At 47.0% G+C, this 16,915-nt stretch carries 15 protein-coding genes and 1 pseudogene; 7 read left to right on the top strand and 9 right to left on the bottom strand.

Features of this window, described 5'->3' with window-relative positions; translation table 11 throughout:
- From IKG78_RS10780 to IKG78_RS10790, 3 genes are all read right to left on the bottom strand, one after another.
- The coding region (locus IKG78_RS10780; RefSeq protein WP_290943241.1) for an acyl-CoA dehydrogenase family protein at positions 1-1,294 on the bottom strand (1,294 nt) is incomplete at its 3' end.
- A gap of 5 nt (positions 1,295-1,299) precedes the next feature.
- The gene (locus IKG78_RS10785) at positions 1,300-2,325 is read right to left on the bottom strand and encodes an electron transfer flavoprotein subunit alpha/FixB family protein (protein WP_072827777.1); all 1,026 of its coding nucleotides are present in this window, start codon (positions 2,323-2,325) and stop codon (positions 1,300-1,302) included.
- A gap of 3 nt (positions 2,326-2,328) precedes the next feature.
- Positions 2,329-3,210 (bottom strand): electron transfer flavoprotein subunit beta/FixA family protein, encoded by an 882-nt coding sequence (locus IKG78_RS10790; RefSeq protein WP_014545688.1) that lies wholly within the window; start codon positions 3,208-3,210, stop codon positions 2,329-2,331.
- Positions 3,211-3,606: 396 nt separating this feature from the next.
- Between IKG78_RS10790 and IKG78_RS10795 the strand changes: the two genes are divergently transcribed.
- The 4 genes from IKG78_RS10795 (at position 3,607) to IKG78_RS10810 (ending at position 7,615) form a co-directional block, all read left to right on the top strand.
- On the top strand, positions 3,607-3,750 hold the full coding sequence (locus IKG78_RS10795; RefSeq protein ID WP_290943243.1) for a hypothetical protein: 144 nt from the start codon (positions 3,607-3,609) through the stop codon (positions 3,748-3,750).
- Positions 3,751-3,941: 191 nt separating this feature from the next.
- Positions 3,942-4,823 carry a fibrobacter succinogenes major paralogous domain-containing protein gene (locus IKG78_RS10800; RefSeq protein WP_290943246.1) on the top strand — a complete coding sequence of 294 codons (882 nt, stop codon included), beginning with the start codon at positions 3,942-3,944 and terminating at the stop codon, positions 4,821-4,823.
- 226 nt (positions 4,824-5,049) lie between these two features.
- Complete coding sequence (locus IKG78_RS10805; RefSeq protein ID WP_290943249.1) at positions 5,050-6,339, top strand: AAA family ATPase; 1,290 nt, start codon at positions 5,050-5,052, stop codon at positions 6,337-6,339.
- Between the two features lie 73 nt (positions 6,340-6,412).
- Positions 6,413-7,615 (top strand): HAD family hydrolase, encoded by a 1,203-nt coding sequence (locus tag IKG78_RS10810; protein WP_290943251.1) that lies wholly within the window; start codon positions 6,413-6,415, stop codon positions 7,613-7,615.
- On the opposite strand, the gene IKG78_RS10815 is transcribed toward IKG78_RS10810, so the two are convergent.
- From IKG78_RS10815 to IKG78_RS10830, 4 genes are all read right to left on the bottom strand, one after another.
- Positions 7,588-9,582, bottom strand: coding sequence for a M6 family metalloprotease domain-containing protein (locus IKG78_RS10815; protein WP_290943253.1), 1,995 nt, complete (start codon positions 9,580-9,582; stop codon positions 7,588-7,590). The genes IKG78_RS10810 and IKG78_RS10815 overlap by 28 nt on opposite strands.
- 205 nt (positions 9,583-9,787) lie before the next feature.
- Positions 9,788-12,550: a valine--tRNA ligase gene (locus IKG78_RS10820; protein ID WP_290943255.1), complete on the bottom strand. Its 2,763-nt coding sequence runs from the start codon at positions 12,548-12,550 to the stop codon at positions 9,788-9,790.
- Positions 12,551-12,842: 292 nt separating this feature from the next.
- Complete coding sequence (locus tag IKG78_RS10825; protein WP_290943258.1) at positions 12,843-13,280, bottom strand: hypothetical protein; 438 nt, start codon at positions 13,278-13,280, stop codon at positions 12,843-12,845.
- On the bottom strand, positions 13,273-13,728 hold the full coding sequence (locus IKG78_RS10830; protein WP_290943260.1) for a DUF3990 domain-containing protein: 456 nt from the start codon (positions 13,726-13,728) through the stop codon (positions 13,273-13,275). Before IKG78_RS10830 ends, IKG78_RS10825 begins: the two co-directional genes overlap by 8 nt.
- Positions 13,729-13,878: 150 nt before the next feature.
- Here IKG78_RS10830 and IKG78_RS10835 point away from each other — a divergent pair, with 150 nt between their 5' ends.
- Complete coding sequence (locus tag IKG78_RS10835; RefSeq protein ID WP_290943262.1) at positions 13,879-14,367, top strand: hypothetical protein; 489 nt, start codon at positions 13,879-13,881, stop codon at positions 14,365-14,367.
- A 9-nt stretch (positions 14,368-14,376) separates the two neighbouring features.
- On the opposite strand, the gene IKG78_RS10840 is transcribed toward IKG78_RS10835, so the two are convergent.
- Complete coding sequence (locus tag IKG78_RS10840) at positions 14,377-16,113, bottom strand: hypothetical protein (RefSeq protein WP_290943264.1); 1,737 nt, start codon at positions 16,111-16,113, stop codon at positions 14,377-14,379.
- A 334-nt stretch (positions 16,114-16,447) separates the two neighbouring features.
- A pseudogene (locus tag IKG78_RS10845) lies at positions 16,448-16,690 on the bottom strand (type ISP restriction/modification enzyme); the annotation flags it as partial.
- Positions 16,691-16,721: 31 nt separating this feature from the next.
- On the opposite strand from IKG78_RS10845, the gene IKG78_RS10850 reads away from it, so the two are divergent.
- Positions 16,722-16,847 (top strand): hypothetical protein, encoded by a 126-nt coding sequence (locus tag IKG78_RS10850; protein WP_290943269.1) that lies wholly within the window; start codon positions 16,722-16,724, stop codon positions 16,845-16,847.
- Positions 16,820-16,915: a hypothetical protein gene (locus IKG78_RS20385; RefSeq protein ID WP_366075243.1), complete on the top strand. Its 96-nt coding sequence runs from the start codon at positions 16,820-16,822 to the stop codon at positions 16,913-16,915. The genes IKG78_RS10850 and IKG78_RS20385 overlap by 28 nt, the downstream gene beginning before the upstream one ends.

Raw genomic sequence — 16,915 nt, forward strand, 5'->3', positions numbered from 1 at the left:
GAGCGTCGCGGTAGAGACGCTGGCAAGCGTATTCAAGCATGTAGCCCGAACCGCCGTGAACCTGGATACAGTCGTAGCTGTTCTGGTTTGCGTATTCGGAGTTCATGCCCTTGGCGAGCGGCGTGCAAGCGGAAGCGAGCTTCTGGTAAAGCTTGAGTTCCTTCTTTTCGTCGTCGGTGAGCTTGCGCGTGCGTTCGATGTCTTCGAGGCACTTGTAGATATCGACGTAACGAGCTGTCTGGTACAAGAGGGCGCGGCCTGCATCGAGGCGAGCCTTGATGTTCGAGATCATTTCGTAGACGGCCGGGAAGTTCACGATAGCCTGACCGAACTGCTTACGGTCCTTGGCGTAGGCGAGAGCTTCGTTGTAAGCCATCTGGCTGATACCCACGGACTGAGCGGCAATGCCGAGGCGGGCGCCGTTCATGAGGGCCATCACGTACTTGATGAGACCGAACTTGCGGCGGCCGCAGAGTTCAGCCTTGGCGTTCTTGTAGACAAGTTCGCAAGTCGGGCTTCCGTGAATACCGAGCTTGTTTTCGATGCGGCGAACGTCAACGCCACCGTCACGCTTGTCGTAGATGAACATGGAAAGACCACGGCCATCGTGCGTGCCTTCTTCGGAGCGGGCGAGCACCAGGTGAATGTCGGAGTCGCCGTTCGTGATGAAGCGCTTCACGCCGTTCAAGTACCAGCACTTGTCAGCTTCGCTGTAGGTGGCCTTGAGCATCACGCGCTGCAAGTCAGAACCTGCATCCGGTTCGGTCAAGTCCATGGACATCGTTTCGCCGGCGCAGATGCGCGGGATGAAACGGGAACGCTGGTCTTCGTCGCCGAATTCATAGAGCGTCTCGATGCAGTCCTGGAGGGACCAAATGTTCTCGAAACCGGCGTCTGCAGAGGCGATCATTTCGTTGATGGCCGTGTAGGCGGTAATCGGGAAGTTGAGGCCGCCGAAGCGGCGCGGCATCGTAACACCGTTGAGGCCAGCCTTGCGGGTGGCTTCGAGGTTTTCATAGGTCTTGGATGCGTAGCGGACGCGGCCGTTTTCGCAGTGCGGGCCTTCGGCATCCACGTCTTCGGAGTTCGGGAAGACCGTGTTTGCGGTGATGTCGCCAGCGACTTCGAGCACGCGGTTGTAGTTGTCCATAGCGTCGGCAAAATCTTCCGGCGCATAGTCGAAATTGTCCTTGTCAGCAAAGCCGTTTTCCTTGAGCTCGACAATGCGCTGCATCAAGGGGCTGCTTTCGAGGTTGAATTTAATCTCGGGGTGATCTGTGTAGAAATTTGCCATAGCGCTTACTTGTTGTTTGCCTTGTAATACTTGATCATCTTCGGGAGAACTTCTTCGACGGTGCCGTTGATCACGTAATCAGCGATAGCGTTGATCGGAGCTTCGGGGTCGGAGTTCACGGAGATGATGATACCTGAATCCTGCATGCCAGCGAGGTGCTGGATCTGGCCGGAAATACCGAAAGCGATATAGACCTTCGGGCGGACCGTCACGCCAGTCTGACCGATCTGACGGTCATGATCGACGAAACCTGCGTCCACAGCGGCGCGGCTAGCACCGACTTCAGCGTGGAGTTCCTTCGCCAGTTCGAACAGCATGTCGAAGTTTTCCTTGGAGCCCATGCCGTAACCACCGGCGACCACGATCGGAGCGCCCTTGAGGTTGTGCTTGGCCTTTTCCACGTGGCGTTCGAGCACCTTGACCACGTATTCCGTTTCCGGAACGTACTTGGCCACGTCGTGCTTGATGACTTCGCCCTTGTAGTTCGGGTCCACGATTTCCTTCTTCATCACGCCTTCGCGGACGGTTGCCATCTGCGGGCGGTGTTCCGGGTTCACGATCGTTGCGACGATGTTACCGCCGAATGCCGGACGGATCTGGCAGAGCTGGTTTTCGTAGAACTTCTTCACGCCACCGATGCTCATTTCGAAGCTGTCGATTTCGAGTTCGGTACAGTCAGCGGTAAGGCCGCTGTGCATGGCGCTAGAGATGCGCGGGCCGAGGTCACGGCCGATAACCGTTGCACCGAGCAAGCAAATCTGCGGCTGTTCTTCCTTGAAGAGGTTCACCACGAGAGAGGCGTGCGGGTTGGTGGTGTAGGGGAACAGGCCTTCGGCGTCGAACACATGAACCTTGTCCACACCGTAAGGGAAAACCTGTTTTTCAATGCCATCAAGGCCCTTGCCGGCGCAAATGCACTCGAGCTGAACGCCGAGAGTGTTGGCCAACTTGCGACCCTTAGAAAGCAGTTCAAGGGAAACGTCAACGACGGTGGTTCCCTCAATTTCGCAATATACAAATACGTTATTCATAGGTTAGCCAATAATCTTCCCGTCTAAAAGTTCCTTGATAAGTCCTTCAATGTCGGCGTCGCTTGCGGAGAGCGTGCGGCTTTCCTTGGCCTTGAACACGATGTTCTTGACGGCCTTCACGTTCGTCGGCGAGCCTGCCTTACCGATCTGGGCCGGGTCGGCGTCGATGTCGGCTGCACCCCACTGCGGGATGTCGAGGTAGGGCTTCTTAGCGATGAGAGCTGCGTACTTGTCTGCATCTTCCGGCTTGCGTTCGGCAACTGCAGTAGCGTTCTTGAACTTCATGATGCGCTTTGCATTGCGCGGACGGCACGGAGCTGCACTGCCGTTCACGGTCACGACCAGCGGGAGCGGTGCTTCCACAGTTTCGACACCACCGTCGATGTGGCGGCGGATCACGACCTTGCGTGCCTGTTCGTCGAGCTTCAAGATTTCTTCGGCGTAAGTGACCTGAGTAAGTCCAAGCTTTTCAGCAATCTGCGGACCGACCTGTGCGGTATCGCCGTCGATAGCCTGGCGGCCACCGAGGATAATGTCGTAGTCACCGATCTTCTTCACTGCCTGGGCGAGCGTGTAGCTCGTAGCGAGCGTGTCAGCACCACCGAGCGGGCGGTCCGTCACGACGTAACCGCAGTCAGCACCGCGGTACAAAGCTTCGCGGACGACTTCGGCAGACTTCGGGAGACCCATGGTCAACACGGAGATGGTGGAACCAGGGAACTGGTCCTTCAAACGAAGGGCTTGCTCCAGGGCGTTCAGGTCTTCGGGGTTGAAGACCGCGGGCAATGCGGCACGATTGATAGTCCCCTGCGGCGTCATAGCGTCCGGGCCTACGTTTCGTGTATCAGGTACTTGCTTTGCAAGCACAACGATTTTAAGACTCATATTATTATAGTGTTTTAATTTAACGGTTAATTGAAAATCCTGCTACTCTGCAAAATTTTACAAGCTACAAGATAGATTTATTAAACCCCTCAAATGTTCCTGTTCAATCCAATTGGACTGCAAATAATCCGTTTTTAAGAAGTTTATAATAGTTTTGTAACAATAGATTTTGATGAGGTGGGGGAGGCCTCCCCCTGATTTCTGTTTCTCCAGGCTAATGTGAGTTACAAGGTTGGTGAGCCTGTCGAACCATCCATCACCCTCTCGCCTAGGGGCTCTGCCCCTAAAACCCCGTTTGCATTCAAAAACAGCAAATCGACCAATGGTAAAATCGGTCCATTTGCCTTTTGGAGCGTAAAAGAATATCTTTACATGAGATGAAGTTGGAGGTGCAGTATGTCTGATGTCGCATTTGCTGAATTTACCGAGCAGGTACTGTCTCTTTCCTATGAGCAGACGCTAACCTTAATGGGCAAAATGCTGGAATCGCTGAAAACTAAGCGAAGAGAAGAAGAATTTTGCAGATATGGAAAAAGATAGTAGGTGTGCTCAATAAAAGATGCCGTGGTAAAATTAATTGATAGTGAAAAATAGCTGCCAAAAACACCCTGAAAGCATCAAATTGTTTATAAAAATCCTCTCATGCATGTGTGAGAAAAAACTAGCTTTTTAGAGTGAATGAAAATAAACAATTCTTTGTGGAATGAGAAAAAAGTTTTAGGATCGAATGTATGAAAAGTCTAGCCTTGCTTGGTGTTTCTGCTCTATTTTTATTGTCCGCTTGCGGTGGCGATTCCGATTCGGCAACCAGCCCAGCAAAAAGCAGTTCCGCTGATATGGAAGTGGCGACTTATGAAATGTTGCCATCCTGTGCAGAAAAAAGGGAAGGCAAGACCGCCTATGTGAAAGATCAGGATCAGGGTTATATCTGCCAAAATAAAAAGTGGGTAGAAAGCGACGATGCTGTAGAAGTTTATCCGTCTTCTACAAGTGCATCTGTAGAAAAAAATTCTATAAGTGATGGTTATTTTACGGATTCTCGCGATGGCCAGAAATATCGAACGGTGACCATTGGAACTCAGACTTGGATGGCTGAAAACCTCAACTTTAAAACGGAATATAGTTACTGCTACAATGATTCTGCTGAGTATTGCTCTAAGTACGGTCGCCTATACATATGGGCCGTTGCGGTAGGTATTGGTATGGTTGATGGCGGATACAACGACATAGAAGCGATTCCATCGGGGAATGGTGTGTGTCCCAGTGACTGGCACTTGCCTTCGGACACCGAATGGAACATCCTTATCAATACAGTCGGTGACACTATAATTGGTGTAAAATGGACTGCGGGGACGGTTCTCAAGTCCGTATCTGGTTGGTATTGGTATGAAGACAGTAATGGAACGGATGCATTCTCGTTCTCGGCGTTGCCTGCTGGCTATAGGTATGGCAGTGGGAATTTCTATTATGAAGGCAACATAGCGGTCTTTTGGAGTTCTACACAGAATGGTAAAACGGATGCGTCTGCTATACGTTTGGACGACTTCGGCTATGCAATCCTGTTTGAATCCAACATGCTCAGTGGATATTCAGTTCGTTGTCTAAAGGATTAACCGTAGGCTCACCTTGATTATCTCCAGTGCGTCGAAAAAAGTTATCAGTATAGTGAAAACTTTTTCTGTTTTTAGCAAAAGTTTTCAGTAGAAAAGCTCTATAGGAGAGGGAATTCCCTCATACAAAAAAATCATAAAAAGCCTTTATCTTAGAAAAAATGCGTTGATTTAACATTTTTTTCGCGGAAAAAATGCATGTTCTTTACAAAAATTCTATATTAAGAGCATGCTTAGGTATATAATTGATAAAATGGTCCAATGGAAGAATTCGAAAAACAGGAAGCCTCTTGTTCTTTGGGGGGCTCGTCAGACGGGTAAAACTTGGGCGATGAAGGAATTCGGCAAGACGTATTTTGAAGACTGTGTCTATGTCAGTTTTTTCAACAACACCAAGATTGCGAAAATTTTTGAGCCGGATTACGATGTCCGTCGCATTTTGAATGCATTGGAAGTTGAGTTGCGTGTCAAGATCGTTCCTGAAAAGACTTTGTTGATTTTTGATGAAATTCAGTCAGCACCGAAGGTGCTTGAATCGCTGAAATATTTTTTTGAGGACTGTCCCGAATATGCAGTTGTAGTTGCTGGTTCGCTCTTGGGGGTTGCGATCCATGAGGGAATATCTTTCCCGGTTGGAAAAGTGAATGAACTGTGGCTTCACCCGATGAGTTTTTCTGAGTTTTTGATTGCACTCGGTGACGAGCGTCTTGCGTCGTATATAGGTAATCCTGAAAATTCTGAGGTGAATGAGTTCGCTGATTTGTATCGCGAACGTCTCAAGCAGTATTATATTGTCGGGGGAATGCCTGAAGTTGTAAATTCTTTCCGTGAAAAACATGATTACGATGTTTGCCGTGAAATTCAGAATTCAATTTTGAATCAGTACGAGGGCGATTTTGGTAAACACGTGGATTCAAGGGAATTGCCGAGAATCCGTATGGTTTGGAATTCGCTCCCATTGCAACTTGCAAAGGAAAATAGGAAGTTCTTTTTTGGAAAAATTAAGAAAGGCGCTCGATCGAAGAATTTTGAGATTGCGATACAGTGGCTTTTAGATTGTGGACTTGTGCATAAGGTAAATATGGTTTCTAAACCGGGAATGCCATTGAAGTCGTATGCAGAAATGGATTTCTTCAAGATTTATATGCTTGACGTAGGCTTGCTTGCTGCTAAAAGTGAATTGGACATATCGTCGGTGTTAAATGGAAATGGCGTGTTTACCGAGTTTAAGGGAGCCTTGACAGAACAGTATGTGTTACAGGAATTGCTTGCAGAAACGTCTTATACACCTTTCTATTATGCTTCTGAAAAATCGACGTATGAAGTTGATTTCTTAATCCAGAAGAAGGGTGATGTTGTTCCTGTTGAAGTTAAGGCAGAAGAAAACTTGAAGGCCAAAAGTCTTCGTTTCTATGTTGATAAATTCAAACCATCTACGGCGATTCGCACGTCTATGTCTCTATTCCGCAAACAGGAATGGATGGTGAATGTTCCTTTGTGGGCAGTGAAAGGAATTTAATGTAATTGCCGATTCTTATTTTTTATCACTATATTTAACACTGAATAAATTTCAGAAAAAAGGGGAGCAATGTATGATTGCAAAAATTTTTGCTGTTGGTTCTGTGGCGGTGATGTTCTTGGCGGGCTGTTGCGATAAGTCGTCTTGTGAAGACTGCTCGAAAAACGATGTAAAGTCTGCGGCACTCCCGACGGCGACTACAGAAGTTCAAAAGTCCGCGACCGTTTCGACTGCGGCTGCGGCGGTCTCAGCTGAATCCCGACAGGCGGAATCTCGGGATGGCGCGACTCTCGCCGAGCAATCCAAGCAAGCCGTACTTCCCGAGAGACCTCAGGAATCTCTTTCTCTTTGGAACGATCACGCTCCTGCGAAAGATTCGCTTGAAGCGTTTGTTCGTGCAACAACGGATTCGACCTCGCCAGATTTTATTCCGGTGGAACGTCGCATTGCTGTTTTCGATTGGGATGGCACGCTATTCCTCGAAACCGCTCCGACGTATTTTGACTGGATGCTTTTTGAACACCGCGTTCTTGACGATTCCACTTACAAGCCTTCGAAAAAGCAGTTGAAGGCTGCACGCGATGGCCGCGAAAAGGGAATTTTTCCGGGGTTGAGTGCAGAGCGCGAACGCATGGTGGCCGAGGCTTACAAGGGCATGACGCTTTCGGAATTCGAAGCGTACGTCCGTGCGTTTATGCAAGAACCGCAGCCGGGCTTTACGGGCCTCAAACGCGGCGAAGCTTATTACAAACCCATGGTCGAAGTGGTGAAATTCTTGACATCGAATGGCTTCACGGTTTATGTGAGCAGCGGCACGGAACGCTACACGATGCGGCCTGTCGTTGTTGACGGTCTCGGCCTTCCGCCCAAACAAATTATCGGTTCCGATGTGGTTGTGGTAACGAGCAACCAAAAAGGCGAAGACGGTCTTGCTTATACATTCCAGAACGGCGACAATCTCGTGCTTGCAGGGCAGAGCATTATCAAGAATTTGCAGACGAACAAGGTAACGACTCTCGCAAGTGAAATTGGCTACCAGCCGGTGCTTGCTTTTGGCAACAGCGGCACGGATGCGAGCCTCTTGAATTATACAATTTCAAACAACAAGTATAGGGCTATGGGCTTCATGCTGCTTTGCGATGATTTTGAACGCGAATATGGCGACGAAGTGAAATACAAAAAAATGCGCGTCGCAAGCAAAAAGTACGGATGGATTCCCGTGTCCATGAAAAACGACTGGAAAACCATCTACGGGGATGGTGTGAAAAAAGAATAGTCGTATTCTACGTAAACGCCTTTAGGCAGGTCGGGCATGTCGCCCGATTCTGTACGCTTTCCGACGGGCTTGCCGAGCACGTTGAAAATCATATTGCCGGGTGTGCCACGTCTTGAACTGCGGATGTTTGAAATTCTTGTCGTCCGTTCCTGTATCGTGACCGTAATCTCGAAAGTGACTTGCTTGTTCTCGTAAACGATTGCTTGTCGTATGGTGAATGAATCTCCCGCTTTGACTTTGTTCGGCATGTGGCCGATTTTTGTCGTCATCGTCGAAAGGTCAACGTTGGAGTAAATCATGCTCGTGCCATTAACGTCCCAAGCGACGATTTTGCCGTCTTTATCGAACCAGTGGCCGGTGCCTTCGCCGGTGGTGCGGCTGTTGAGTGTGCCGTCGGGTTCTACGCCGTAGAATTTGACTTTATCTGCGATTTCGCTTTGGCTTATGCCCAAGATTTTGGCGATGTCTTCACCATTCAAATCTAAAGTCGCATAGCCGTAGTTGTTGTCTAATTGCAATGCTACGTCAAACGCAATTTTTTCGATTTTCATTTCGACAGTACTGCTGCTTTCGGGTTTTGGCGTACTCGACGAACTTGATATAACTGCCGCACTCGAAGAACTTGACGAAATTTCTGTTGAACTAGACGAGGTTGGCGATGCGATTGACGAACTAGAAGACTCTTGTGCAGGGCAGTTTCCGCCGATGCAAAACGTGAGCGTTTCTCCGGGTGTTCCGATGTCCGTAATCTTGAGTCCTGTTTTGGAACCGTTGTACCAAGTGATGGCAGGATACTTCTCGTCCGAAAATTCTGAATAGGTTCCGCTTTTGAAAAAAGCGGATGCTTTGCTCCCGGGGTTTGGCCATTGGTCATTTTTGTTGGTGTGCGAAATATCTGCATGGTCGGCGTTTACGATTTTCAATCCGAGTCCTCGTTCGGCTGTGTTGCCTTCGATGGAAAAATCGTAGTGCTGCATCAAAAGTCCGCTTCCTTTTAGCACTTGGTTGCGGCCCTTGTTCCGCACGTACGACCATACGAGTCCTTCCTTTTCGGGCCTAGCCGGGTTTTTGTATCGGTAGCAGACTTCGTTTGGCTTTGTGATTTCGAGGCTTACGTCGTTGCTCGTCACATCAACGAACGGAATCCAGCCTTGGTCCGCACGGTAAAAGTCATTGATGGCAACCGGGTTCAAGTCGTGTGCTCGATTGCCCATGGTGCAGTAATCGCCGTACCAGTAAAGGTCCGGCCAGCCGAAAATCATGTGCCCGCTTTCGTGGACAAAAACGTAAATGGAAAACTTGCCCGGCATGTCCGTCATTTGATGGTGCGTGAGGCGGACCCCGTCACGTTTTTCGTTGGACCATCCGGAATGCGGCCAAAGCCCTTGTCCCCACGTTTCTCCGGCACCTGCATACACGATGTTGATTGCCTCGGTCGTTCCGTCCTTGTCGTTGTCGTAACGCGAAAAATCAACCTGCGGATCGAAATACGCGAATACTTCTTTCATGAGCGAGTCTGATCCCGTATAATCTTTCAGGCTTTCGTACCAGGATTTTGGATGCTTGGCGCGGTACCAACCGAAAACTTCGTTTGTCAAGTCTAACTGTCCATTAGATACGTCGAGGTAGTAGTCGCGCACGGAACCATTGCAACCGTCCCTATTAAAACCTTCTTTGTTCAGCCATTCTTCGATATCGCTCACTGTAACGGGAGCTGGCTTGTCCGAAAAATCGACGAGCAACGTCAAACTGTAAATTTTACCCTTGGGGGCGGCATAGTGGCTTTTCGTTTGTGATGCGTCCGTTCTTGATAAAAGAAAACTGGGTTTGTCAATGCTGGAATTATTGAATTTGGGCCGAGCCTCTTCGGGCCAAGATTCAACTCTTTTCCCTTGATATACGATGTCGGCAAAAAGCATCGTAGGGAGCGATAGTAACAAAAAGTAAAGAGGGAAAAGCTTTCTCATGCAACTCTCCAAAACAACCTATACATAAATTATATTGTTTTTGGGGGAAGATGATCGTTGTATGAAAATAATCTGCTTCATTAAACTTAAAGTCTATGGTTGAGGCGGATAATGAAAAATCAAAATGAAAAAAGGTGCTCCATACGGAACACCTTTTTTAAAATGGATTGCCGCGGCTCCTTGCGGAACCTCGCAGCGACGTGAACTACTTCAGCTCTTTCAATGCCGCTTCGTTTTTGGCAATGATGTCTTGTTGCGTTGCGAGCTTGGTGCGTTCGGCGTTCACGACTGCTTCCGGAGCTCCGTTCACGAACTTTTCATTCGACAATTTGCGTTCGATAGAAGCGGCGAATGCCTTGGCCTTTTCGATTTCCTTTTCGAGGCGTGCGATTTCTGCGGCCGGGTCAAGGATACCTTCGAGCGGGATGTAGAGTTCGCCACCCGGCACCACGGAGCTTGCGCTGAATTTTGGCTTTGCGGCCTTCACGGCCACAGAGAACGATTCTAGTCCACCGAGTTCGGTGATGATAGCCTGGCAGTCCTTCACGCTTGCTTCGGTTTCGGCGGTATCGACGCTCACGACAGCCTTGAGCTTGGTAGCCGGGCTTACGTTGTAGCGACCGCGCACGCCACGTACGCTTTCGACGACGGCGAATGCCTGGTTGAAAGCTGCTTCGATCTTGGCGTCGATGAGGCTCGTGTCAGCCTTCGGCCATGCGCTGTTGATCACGCGTTCAGAACCCGGGAAGAGCGTTGCGTTCAGTTCTTCCGTGATGAACGGCATCACTGGATGCAACAGGTCAATCACACCGCGGAGCACGTGGCTGAGGATTGCCATAGCGTTCTTCTTTTCGGCGGTGAGCGTTTCGCTGTTGATCACGGCCTTCTTGATTTCCAAGTAGCTAGAGCAGACATCGTCCCAGACAAAGCGGTAGAGGAAGCCGGCGAGTTCAGCAAAGTGGAACTCTTCGAGCATCTTCGTTGCGTCCTGGATGGTGGAGTTCAAGCGAGAGAGAATCCAGCGGTCTTCGAGAGCAAAGATCGAAGAATCCATCGGGAGCATGTCCTTGGAAAGTGCGCCAGCCTGTTCCAAGTGCGGGAACAAGAAGCGGCAAGCGTTCCAGAGCTTGTTCGAGAAATTACGACCAATTTCGAACTTTTCGCTGGTGTTGATGACGGTGCCGTCTTCCTGCTTTTCCTTCTTCACCGGGAGTCTAACGTCCTGGTTGTCGGTGCAGAGGCTTGCCATCACGAAGCGGAGAGCGTCCGTGCCGTACTTCTTTTCGATATCCATCGGATCCACGCCATTGCCCTTGGACTTGCTCATGGTCATGCCATTGCCGTCCAAAATCTTCGGGTGGATATAGACCGTGTGGAACGGAACCGTGCCCATGTTTTCCTGGCTGAAGAGCACCATGCGGGCGACCCAGAGTGTAATGATGTCGCGGCTCGTCACAAGCACGGAAGTCGGGTAGTACTTCTTGAGCGTGTCCGTCTGTTCCGGCCAGCCCATTGTGGAGTGCGGCCAGAGACCACTGGAGAACCACGTGTCGAGCACGTCTTCTTCCTGCACAATCTTGTGACCGGCAACAGCATCTTCCTTCAAGTTTTCTTCTTCGGAGCAGATGAGCCAGATGCCGTTCTGTGCCTTGTAGTAGTAAATGTCGTTACGGCCTGCGAATGCCTTGTTCAAGTCCTCTTCGGTCGTCGTTTCGTCGGCGTGCCAAATAGGAATGCGGTGGCCCCACCAGAGCTGACGGCTGATGCACCAGTCGCGCTTTTCCTTGAGCCAGTCGAGGTACTTGTTGGCATAACGTTCCGGGATAATCTTGATTTCGCCGCTCGTGACAGCCTTCATAGCGTTGTCGGCGAGGACGTCCATCTTCACGAACCACTGGTCGCTCAAGTACGGTTCAATCACAGTCTTGGAACGGTCGGAGTGACCCACCTGCATTTCGTGGTCTTCGACCTTGATGAGGAGGCCGAGATCTTCGAGACCCTTCACCACGGCGTCGCGTGCGGCCTGACCCTTCATACCCTGGAACGGACCGGCGTTCTCGTTGAGGCTGCCGTCGTCGTTCATGATGTTGATCATCGGGAGCTTGTGGCGCAGTCCCGTAGCATAGTCGTTCGGGTCATGAGCCGGAGTCACCTTCACGGAACCCGTACCGAATTCCATATCCACGAGGATGGCATCTGCAATCACCGGAATTTCGCGGTTCACGAACGGAACCTTGAGCATCTTGCCGATGAACTGCTTGTAGCGTTCGTCGTTGGGGTGCACAGCGAGAGCCGTATCGCCCATGATCGTTTCCGGACGAGTCGTCGAAACCGGGATGAATCCCGAACCGTCGGCGAGAGGATACTTGAACGTCCAGAAGTGACCCTTCACAGTTTCGTAATAAATTTCATCGTCTGCCACAGCCGTCTGGAGCTTGGTGTCCCAGTTCACGAGACGTTTGCCGCGGTAGATAAGGCCCTTCTTGAAAAGGTTGAAGAAAGCGTGGCGGACAGCCTTTGCGCAAACCGGGTCGAGCGTGAAGCGCTGACGGCTCCAGTCGCAGCTAACGCCAAGGCTCTTGAGCTGCTTCGTGATGCGGGCTTCGTATTCGTCCTTCCACTTCCAAATGCGTTCCACGAGGGCGTCGCGGCCAATGTCGTGGCGTGTCTTGTGTTCGTCCTGGAAAAGTCTCTTTTCGACGACAGCCTGCGTGGCAATGCCGGCGTGGTCCGTGCCCGGAATCCAGAGCGTGTCGCGACCAGTCTTACGGCGATAGCGGACGAGAATGTCCTGCAGCGTGTCGTTCAGAGCGTGGCCGAGGTGCAAAGCGCCCGTAACGTTCGGAGGCGGAATGACGACGGAGAACGGTTTGCCCTTTCCGCTCGGGGCAAAATCATTATTCTTGTTCCATTGGTCGTGCCAACGGTCTTCTACAATTTTCGGATTATAACGAGTTTCCATTTCCATAGTGGGCACAAATGTAGAAAAGTAGGAAGTAGGAAGTAGGAAGTAGGAAGTGAAATGTAGCGGGAAATGCGCTAATCGCGTCATCCTGAGCGTAGGCGCAATGCGCCGATTGTGTCATCCTGAGTGAAACGAAGGATCCAATAAAGTCTTGGAAAATAGGGGAGGAGGGGAATGTCTTCCCCTCGCTTCAGCCGAATGTCATTCCCGGCTTGACCGGGAATCTCCTTTCGGCTTCCGCTACCCCTTCGAGCGGGGCGCTCAGTCGCCGCGCCCCGCAACGCCCCGGGCTTTTTTACGCAGCCAGAATTTCGCCAGCCTTATAACATTCCGCTATATAATCGCGAGACTGATAGAACAAATCGGAATTAAAATTCAAAATTTTCGGAGCAATCCAAGAGCGATATGCAGCTCGGATCCCGGCAACATCATCCATGCCAGCGAAACAATCTTCCACAAGACGTGAAAAGACATCACCGATATCCCAATAACTCGGAACATTGTATTTGCAAGAGCCAACATTATCAAATCGCCCGACAGGAATCTTCGCTCTTTGAATAAAATCGTCCGCAACTTTTTCAATCGGCTCGCAATGAAAAACATCCTGATACTTGTAAATGCGATCGAGATCTGCTCCCAACAACTCTACAACCACTGAACGTTCATTATGCGTTTGGCGTCCAATGAATTCGACAAGACTACAAGTGTAAAAAAGGGAGGTATTGCTATTCATGGACTTCTTTCGCTGAATTATAGGTTAATGTAGCTAAAGCTTTCTCTGTATTAAAGCAAATTTGATGAGTTGGATACTTAAATTTAGCCAATCCCCAAAAAGCTTCACGAGTTATTTGACCATCAATAAAGCTTTGTACATAATTAAATATGGTATCATCCGCCATCGGACCTTCTACGATATCATAATCATGGGCTTTACCACTTCTGCAAGCGACAATAAAATCAAGCCATTCATCGGTCATTTTTTCAAAGCGGAGTATTTTTAGATTAGCGTCTTCCACATATTCATAAACATTAATATAACCCGAGCCGAAACGAGTCGCCCAACGGACAGCCTGCTGTTCAATAGACGTGCAATAAAAACCGAAGTAAAAATCTTTGTTGAACCTCGAAATTCTAATTTCGGGCTTTTCGACAATCTCTGTACTTCCATGATAAAGCTTCATTTAACAACCTCAAGCTAAATATACATCATTCCGTCCAAAGAATTATTAAGCTAATCCTTTTAATCGCAAGAAATCGTTCAATGTCATCATCTGACTTCAACAATATATATTTTAAAGAAGATTCTTCTTAACAGTCAGGATGAAAGCCATATGGATATAAAACAGCAAAAAGGCGTTTTCATTTTTGTAATCGCATATTCTTATGCTAGGAAAAGTTCGATAAATAAGAGGATCGATGACTGTTTTGTAACCGTAACAGACAATGAGCCTGTCCCTACTGAAATTTTTAGAGAATTTTATCAATCGAATCAGGGAAAGGGAGAAATTGAAATAACAAATTACGAAATATACGCTAGTTATCACAAAAAATCTCGCATCGTGACCGAGAACTTGATCAAAGCTATCAAAATCATTTACAAGCGGATTAATAGTTTCAAAATTGTTGGAATTCTAGAAAATGAAAATGATTATGTATTCGGTTTGCGCTGTCATAATGGAAGTATTCCAATATTAGGCTCTTTACCTGCGATTAGAAAGAAAGACCTTTCATACCATGCGAAGACTGTCCATAACGATGACGAATTTCCAAACATGAAACCAACTTGGCAATCTGCAATAGTTTTGCACAACTACAAATAAATTTCAATATTACGGTGTACAAGTAACCTTTTCAATAAGTTTCTGTACGCCATCAAAAGCAATAGCCCAATAAGGCGGCTCTTTACCTGACCAACGGGACAATATTTTTCTGTATCCTAAATGGAAATTTTTGAAACATACTTTAAGAAATCCACAATTATCACAACGCCCATCATACATGTGAGATAAATGTTTTTCGTACGCCTGAGCCCACTCATGGCAAAAAGCTTTGTTAAATAGAATTTCAAGGAATTCTCGCCAATCATCATTGCTTATTATATAAGACTTCTTTTCTAATTTACCCTGCTTTAGATTGGCATACTTGAGTAGAATCTCTTTCTTTTTTGAAATCGTTAGTACAAATCCTGTTGTATTTTCTGAAAACTGTTGATCCGTAGCAAATTCGATTTTAATAAATGAAACGACATCTGCCAAATCAACGCCTTTGGGTAATGGAAAATTTTCACACGCTTTTTTATAACACTTATAACAAAATCTTTTTGAAAGATCCTGATAGTCTCTATAATTCGTATCTCCACCGCAGCAAGGACACTTGCAAGGCTTAGTGTCTTTAGGATAGAAGATATCATCAGGCTTTTGAAGATTCTGTAGATTATATTTAGCACCACAAAAATTCTTTATTGTACCGCCATTATCGAGAAAAGATTCTTGTTCTTTTGCGAGGAAGAAGCCCTCTTCAAAAGAAGTTCTGGTATTTTTTCCGAAGAACCGATTGAAGAAAGTCAGAAATTCGTCCCAATTTTCAGGCTTTTGACTTGTCCAAGAAAAACTTTTTTCAAGTTTCTGAGTATAGATACGAATTGAACCATACTCGCCGGGATTTGCGTCTATTTCACCATCAGATTTCCATTCCAAAATATTGATTTTTTGGAACAGAACCCACATGTAGTATTCCCAACTGATGTTTTTAGAAGTTATAAAGCAGCCAAACCACTTGCCGTTCCTTATCCATACGCGCGTTTTGAATTCCACCCCATCGCCTTTTTCAATCCAAACAGTGATTGGATTTTCTTTAATAGGACGTTTGGATGTAGTTGCAGTCATTTCCTGATTTATCCCCTTGAAATACGTGATTTCAAAGGATGTTACAGTTTCGCTCGTGAAATTAGAATCACCGACAATAACGCCACGGTCAATTCGTTCTTTTAGGAATCTTCCATTTTCTACGGGATGTGTAAAAGCTTCAACTTTCGGATCGACGATTCTTTTTTCCTTAGGTCTTTCTAAAACTTTTCCCTCTGGCTCCGGAACATCGTCTGTTATAATTTTAGAAGGATTAAAGCACTGAGATGTTACATCTAAAGCTAAATAAGATTCTGATTCGTTCAAAAATACAGAATTTGCAGCCTTATGGATTTTTTCCCTTTGTATTTCATTTAAACGTTCCGATTCTGTAAGCCCAGATGCAAAAAAGAAATCAAAATAGCATATTCTTACATATTCGCCATGATCATACTGAATAGATTCAAATAATATTCCATGTTTGTTATATCGCTTTTTCAACCCATGAATCAATCCGTCAGTATACGGAATTTCAGCCTTAATCGTACCATCAGGAAAGTAGCGCTTTTTCACGCCATTCATAAGACCATCCACATAAGGAATTTCACTTGCAAGAAATCCTTTTTCAGAATAACGCTTGACAACGCCATTGATCATTCCATTTTCAATGGGGCATAGTTCGCGAATTTCGCCATTCCTATGGTATATGGTCTCTATAGGCATTTTTTCTTTTTGCGCGTTTTATTTTTTTGGCGTACTTGACCGCTTTTGTTTTGACCTTTTGTATTATCTACAAATACGAAAGGATGGTGACCATAGAAGAAATATACTGCTTTATCATATCCCTTTAAATCTTCAACAACACCTTTGGGAAACCTAGATATATCAACAATTTTATTTTTTTAACTTCATCTAAAGCAGCTAAAGTTCCTTTATGTTTGAAAAAGGGGATCATTTTTCGGACTCCTTTCGGCTTTATATTAATATACCCTCGCAGAATGTCAAAATCTGTCCTTTGACAGAAAAAAGTTTATTTTCGCCTTAGATCAAGGCGTTTTTATGTTTTTTCGTCGAGTTTTTGCATCAATTTGTGGGTTTCGATAAGGATGGCGATGATTTTGCGGTAGTGCGAGATATCGTCGTAGGTCAGGGTGCGATTTTTGCGATCCTTGAGCCACTTTTGGGCGGGTTGATAGCCGCCGATGTAGAAATTCCAAGCTAACTCAGGAACGTTTGCGAAATACTGCGTTTTGTTAATATAGACTTTTTCTGTTTCAAATCGCACTTCAGTTACGACGTTGTAAGCTTTCAATCGACAGGTCAAGAATAATATTGAAAAATTTGACGAGGATTTTCGCTTTCAGTTATCAAACAGCGAAATTGAAGAAAAGTCAACAAGGAAGAGTTCAAGGCTGAACTTGAAAAATATCTGGAATGGTTTTGCTCGAAACGGATAAAGGTCGGACTCAACGGAATGAATCCAACAGATTATCGGAAACTATATTTGGACAAACAATCTGTCTAA

Source organism: Fibrobacter sp. (assembly GCF_017545445.1).
Taxonomy (GTDB): Bacteria; Fibrobacterota; Fibrobacteria; order Fibrobacterales; family Fibrobacteraceae; genus Fibrobacter.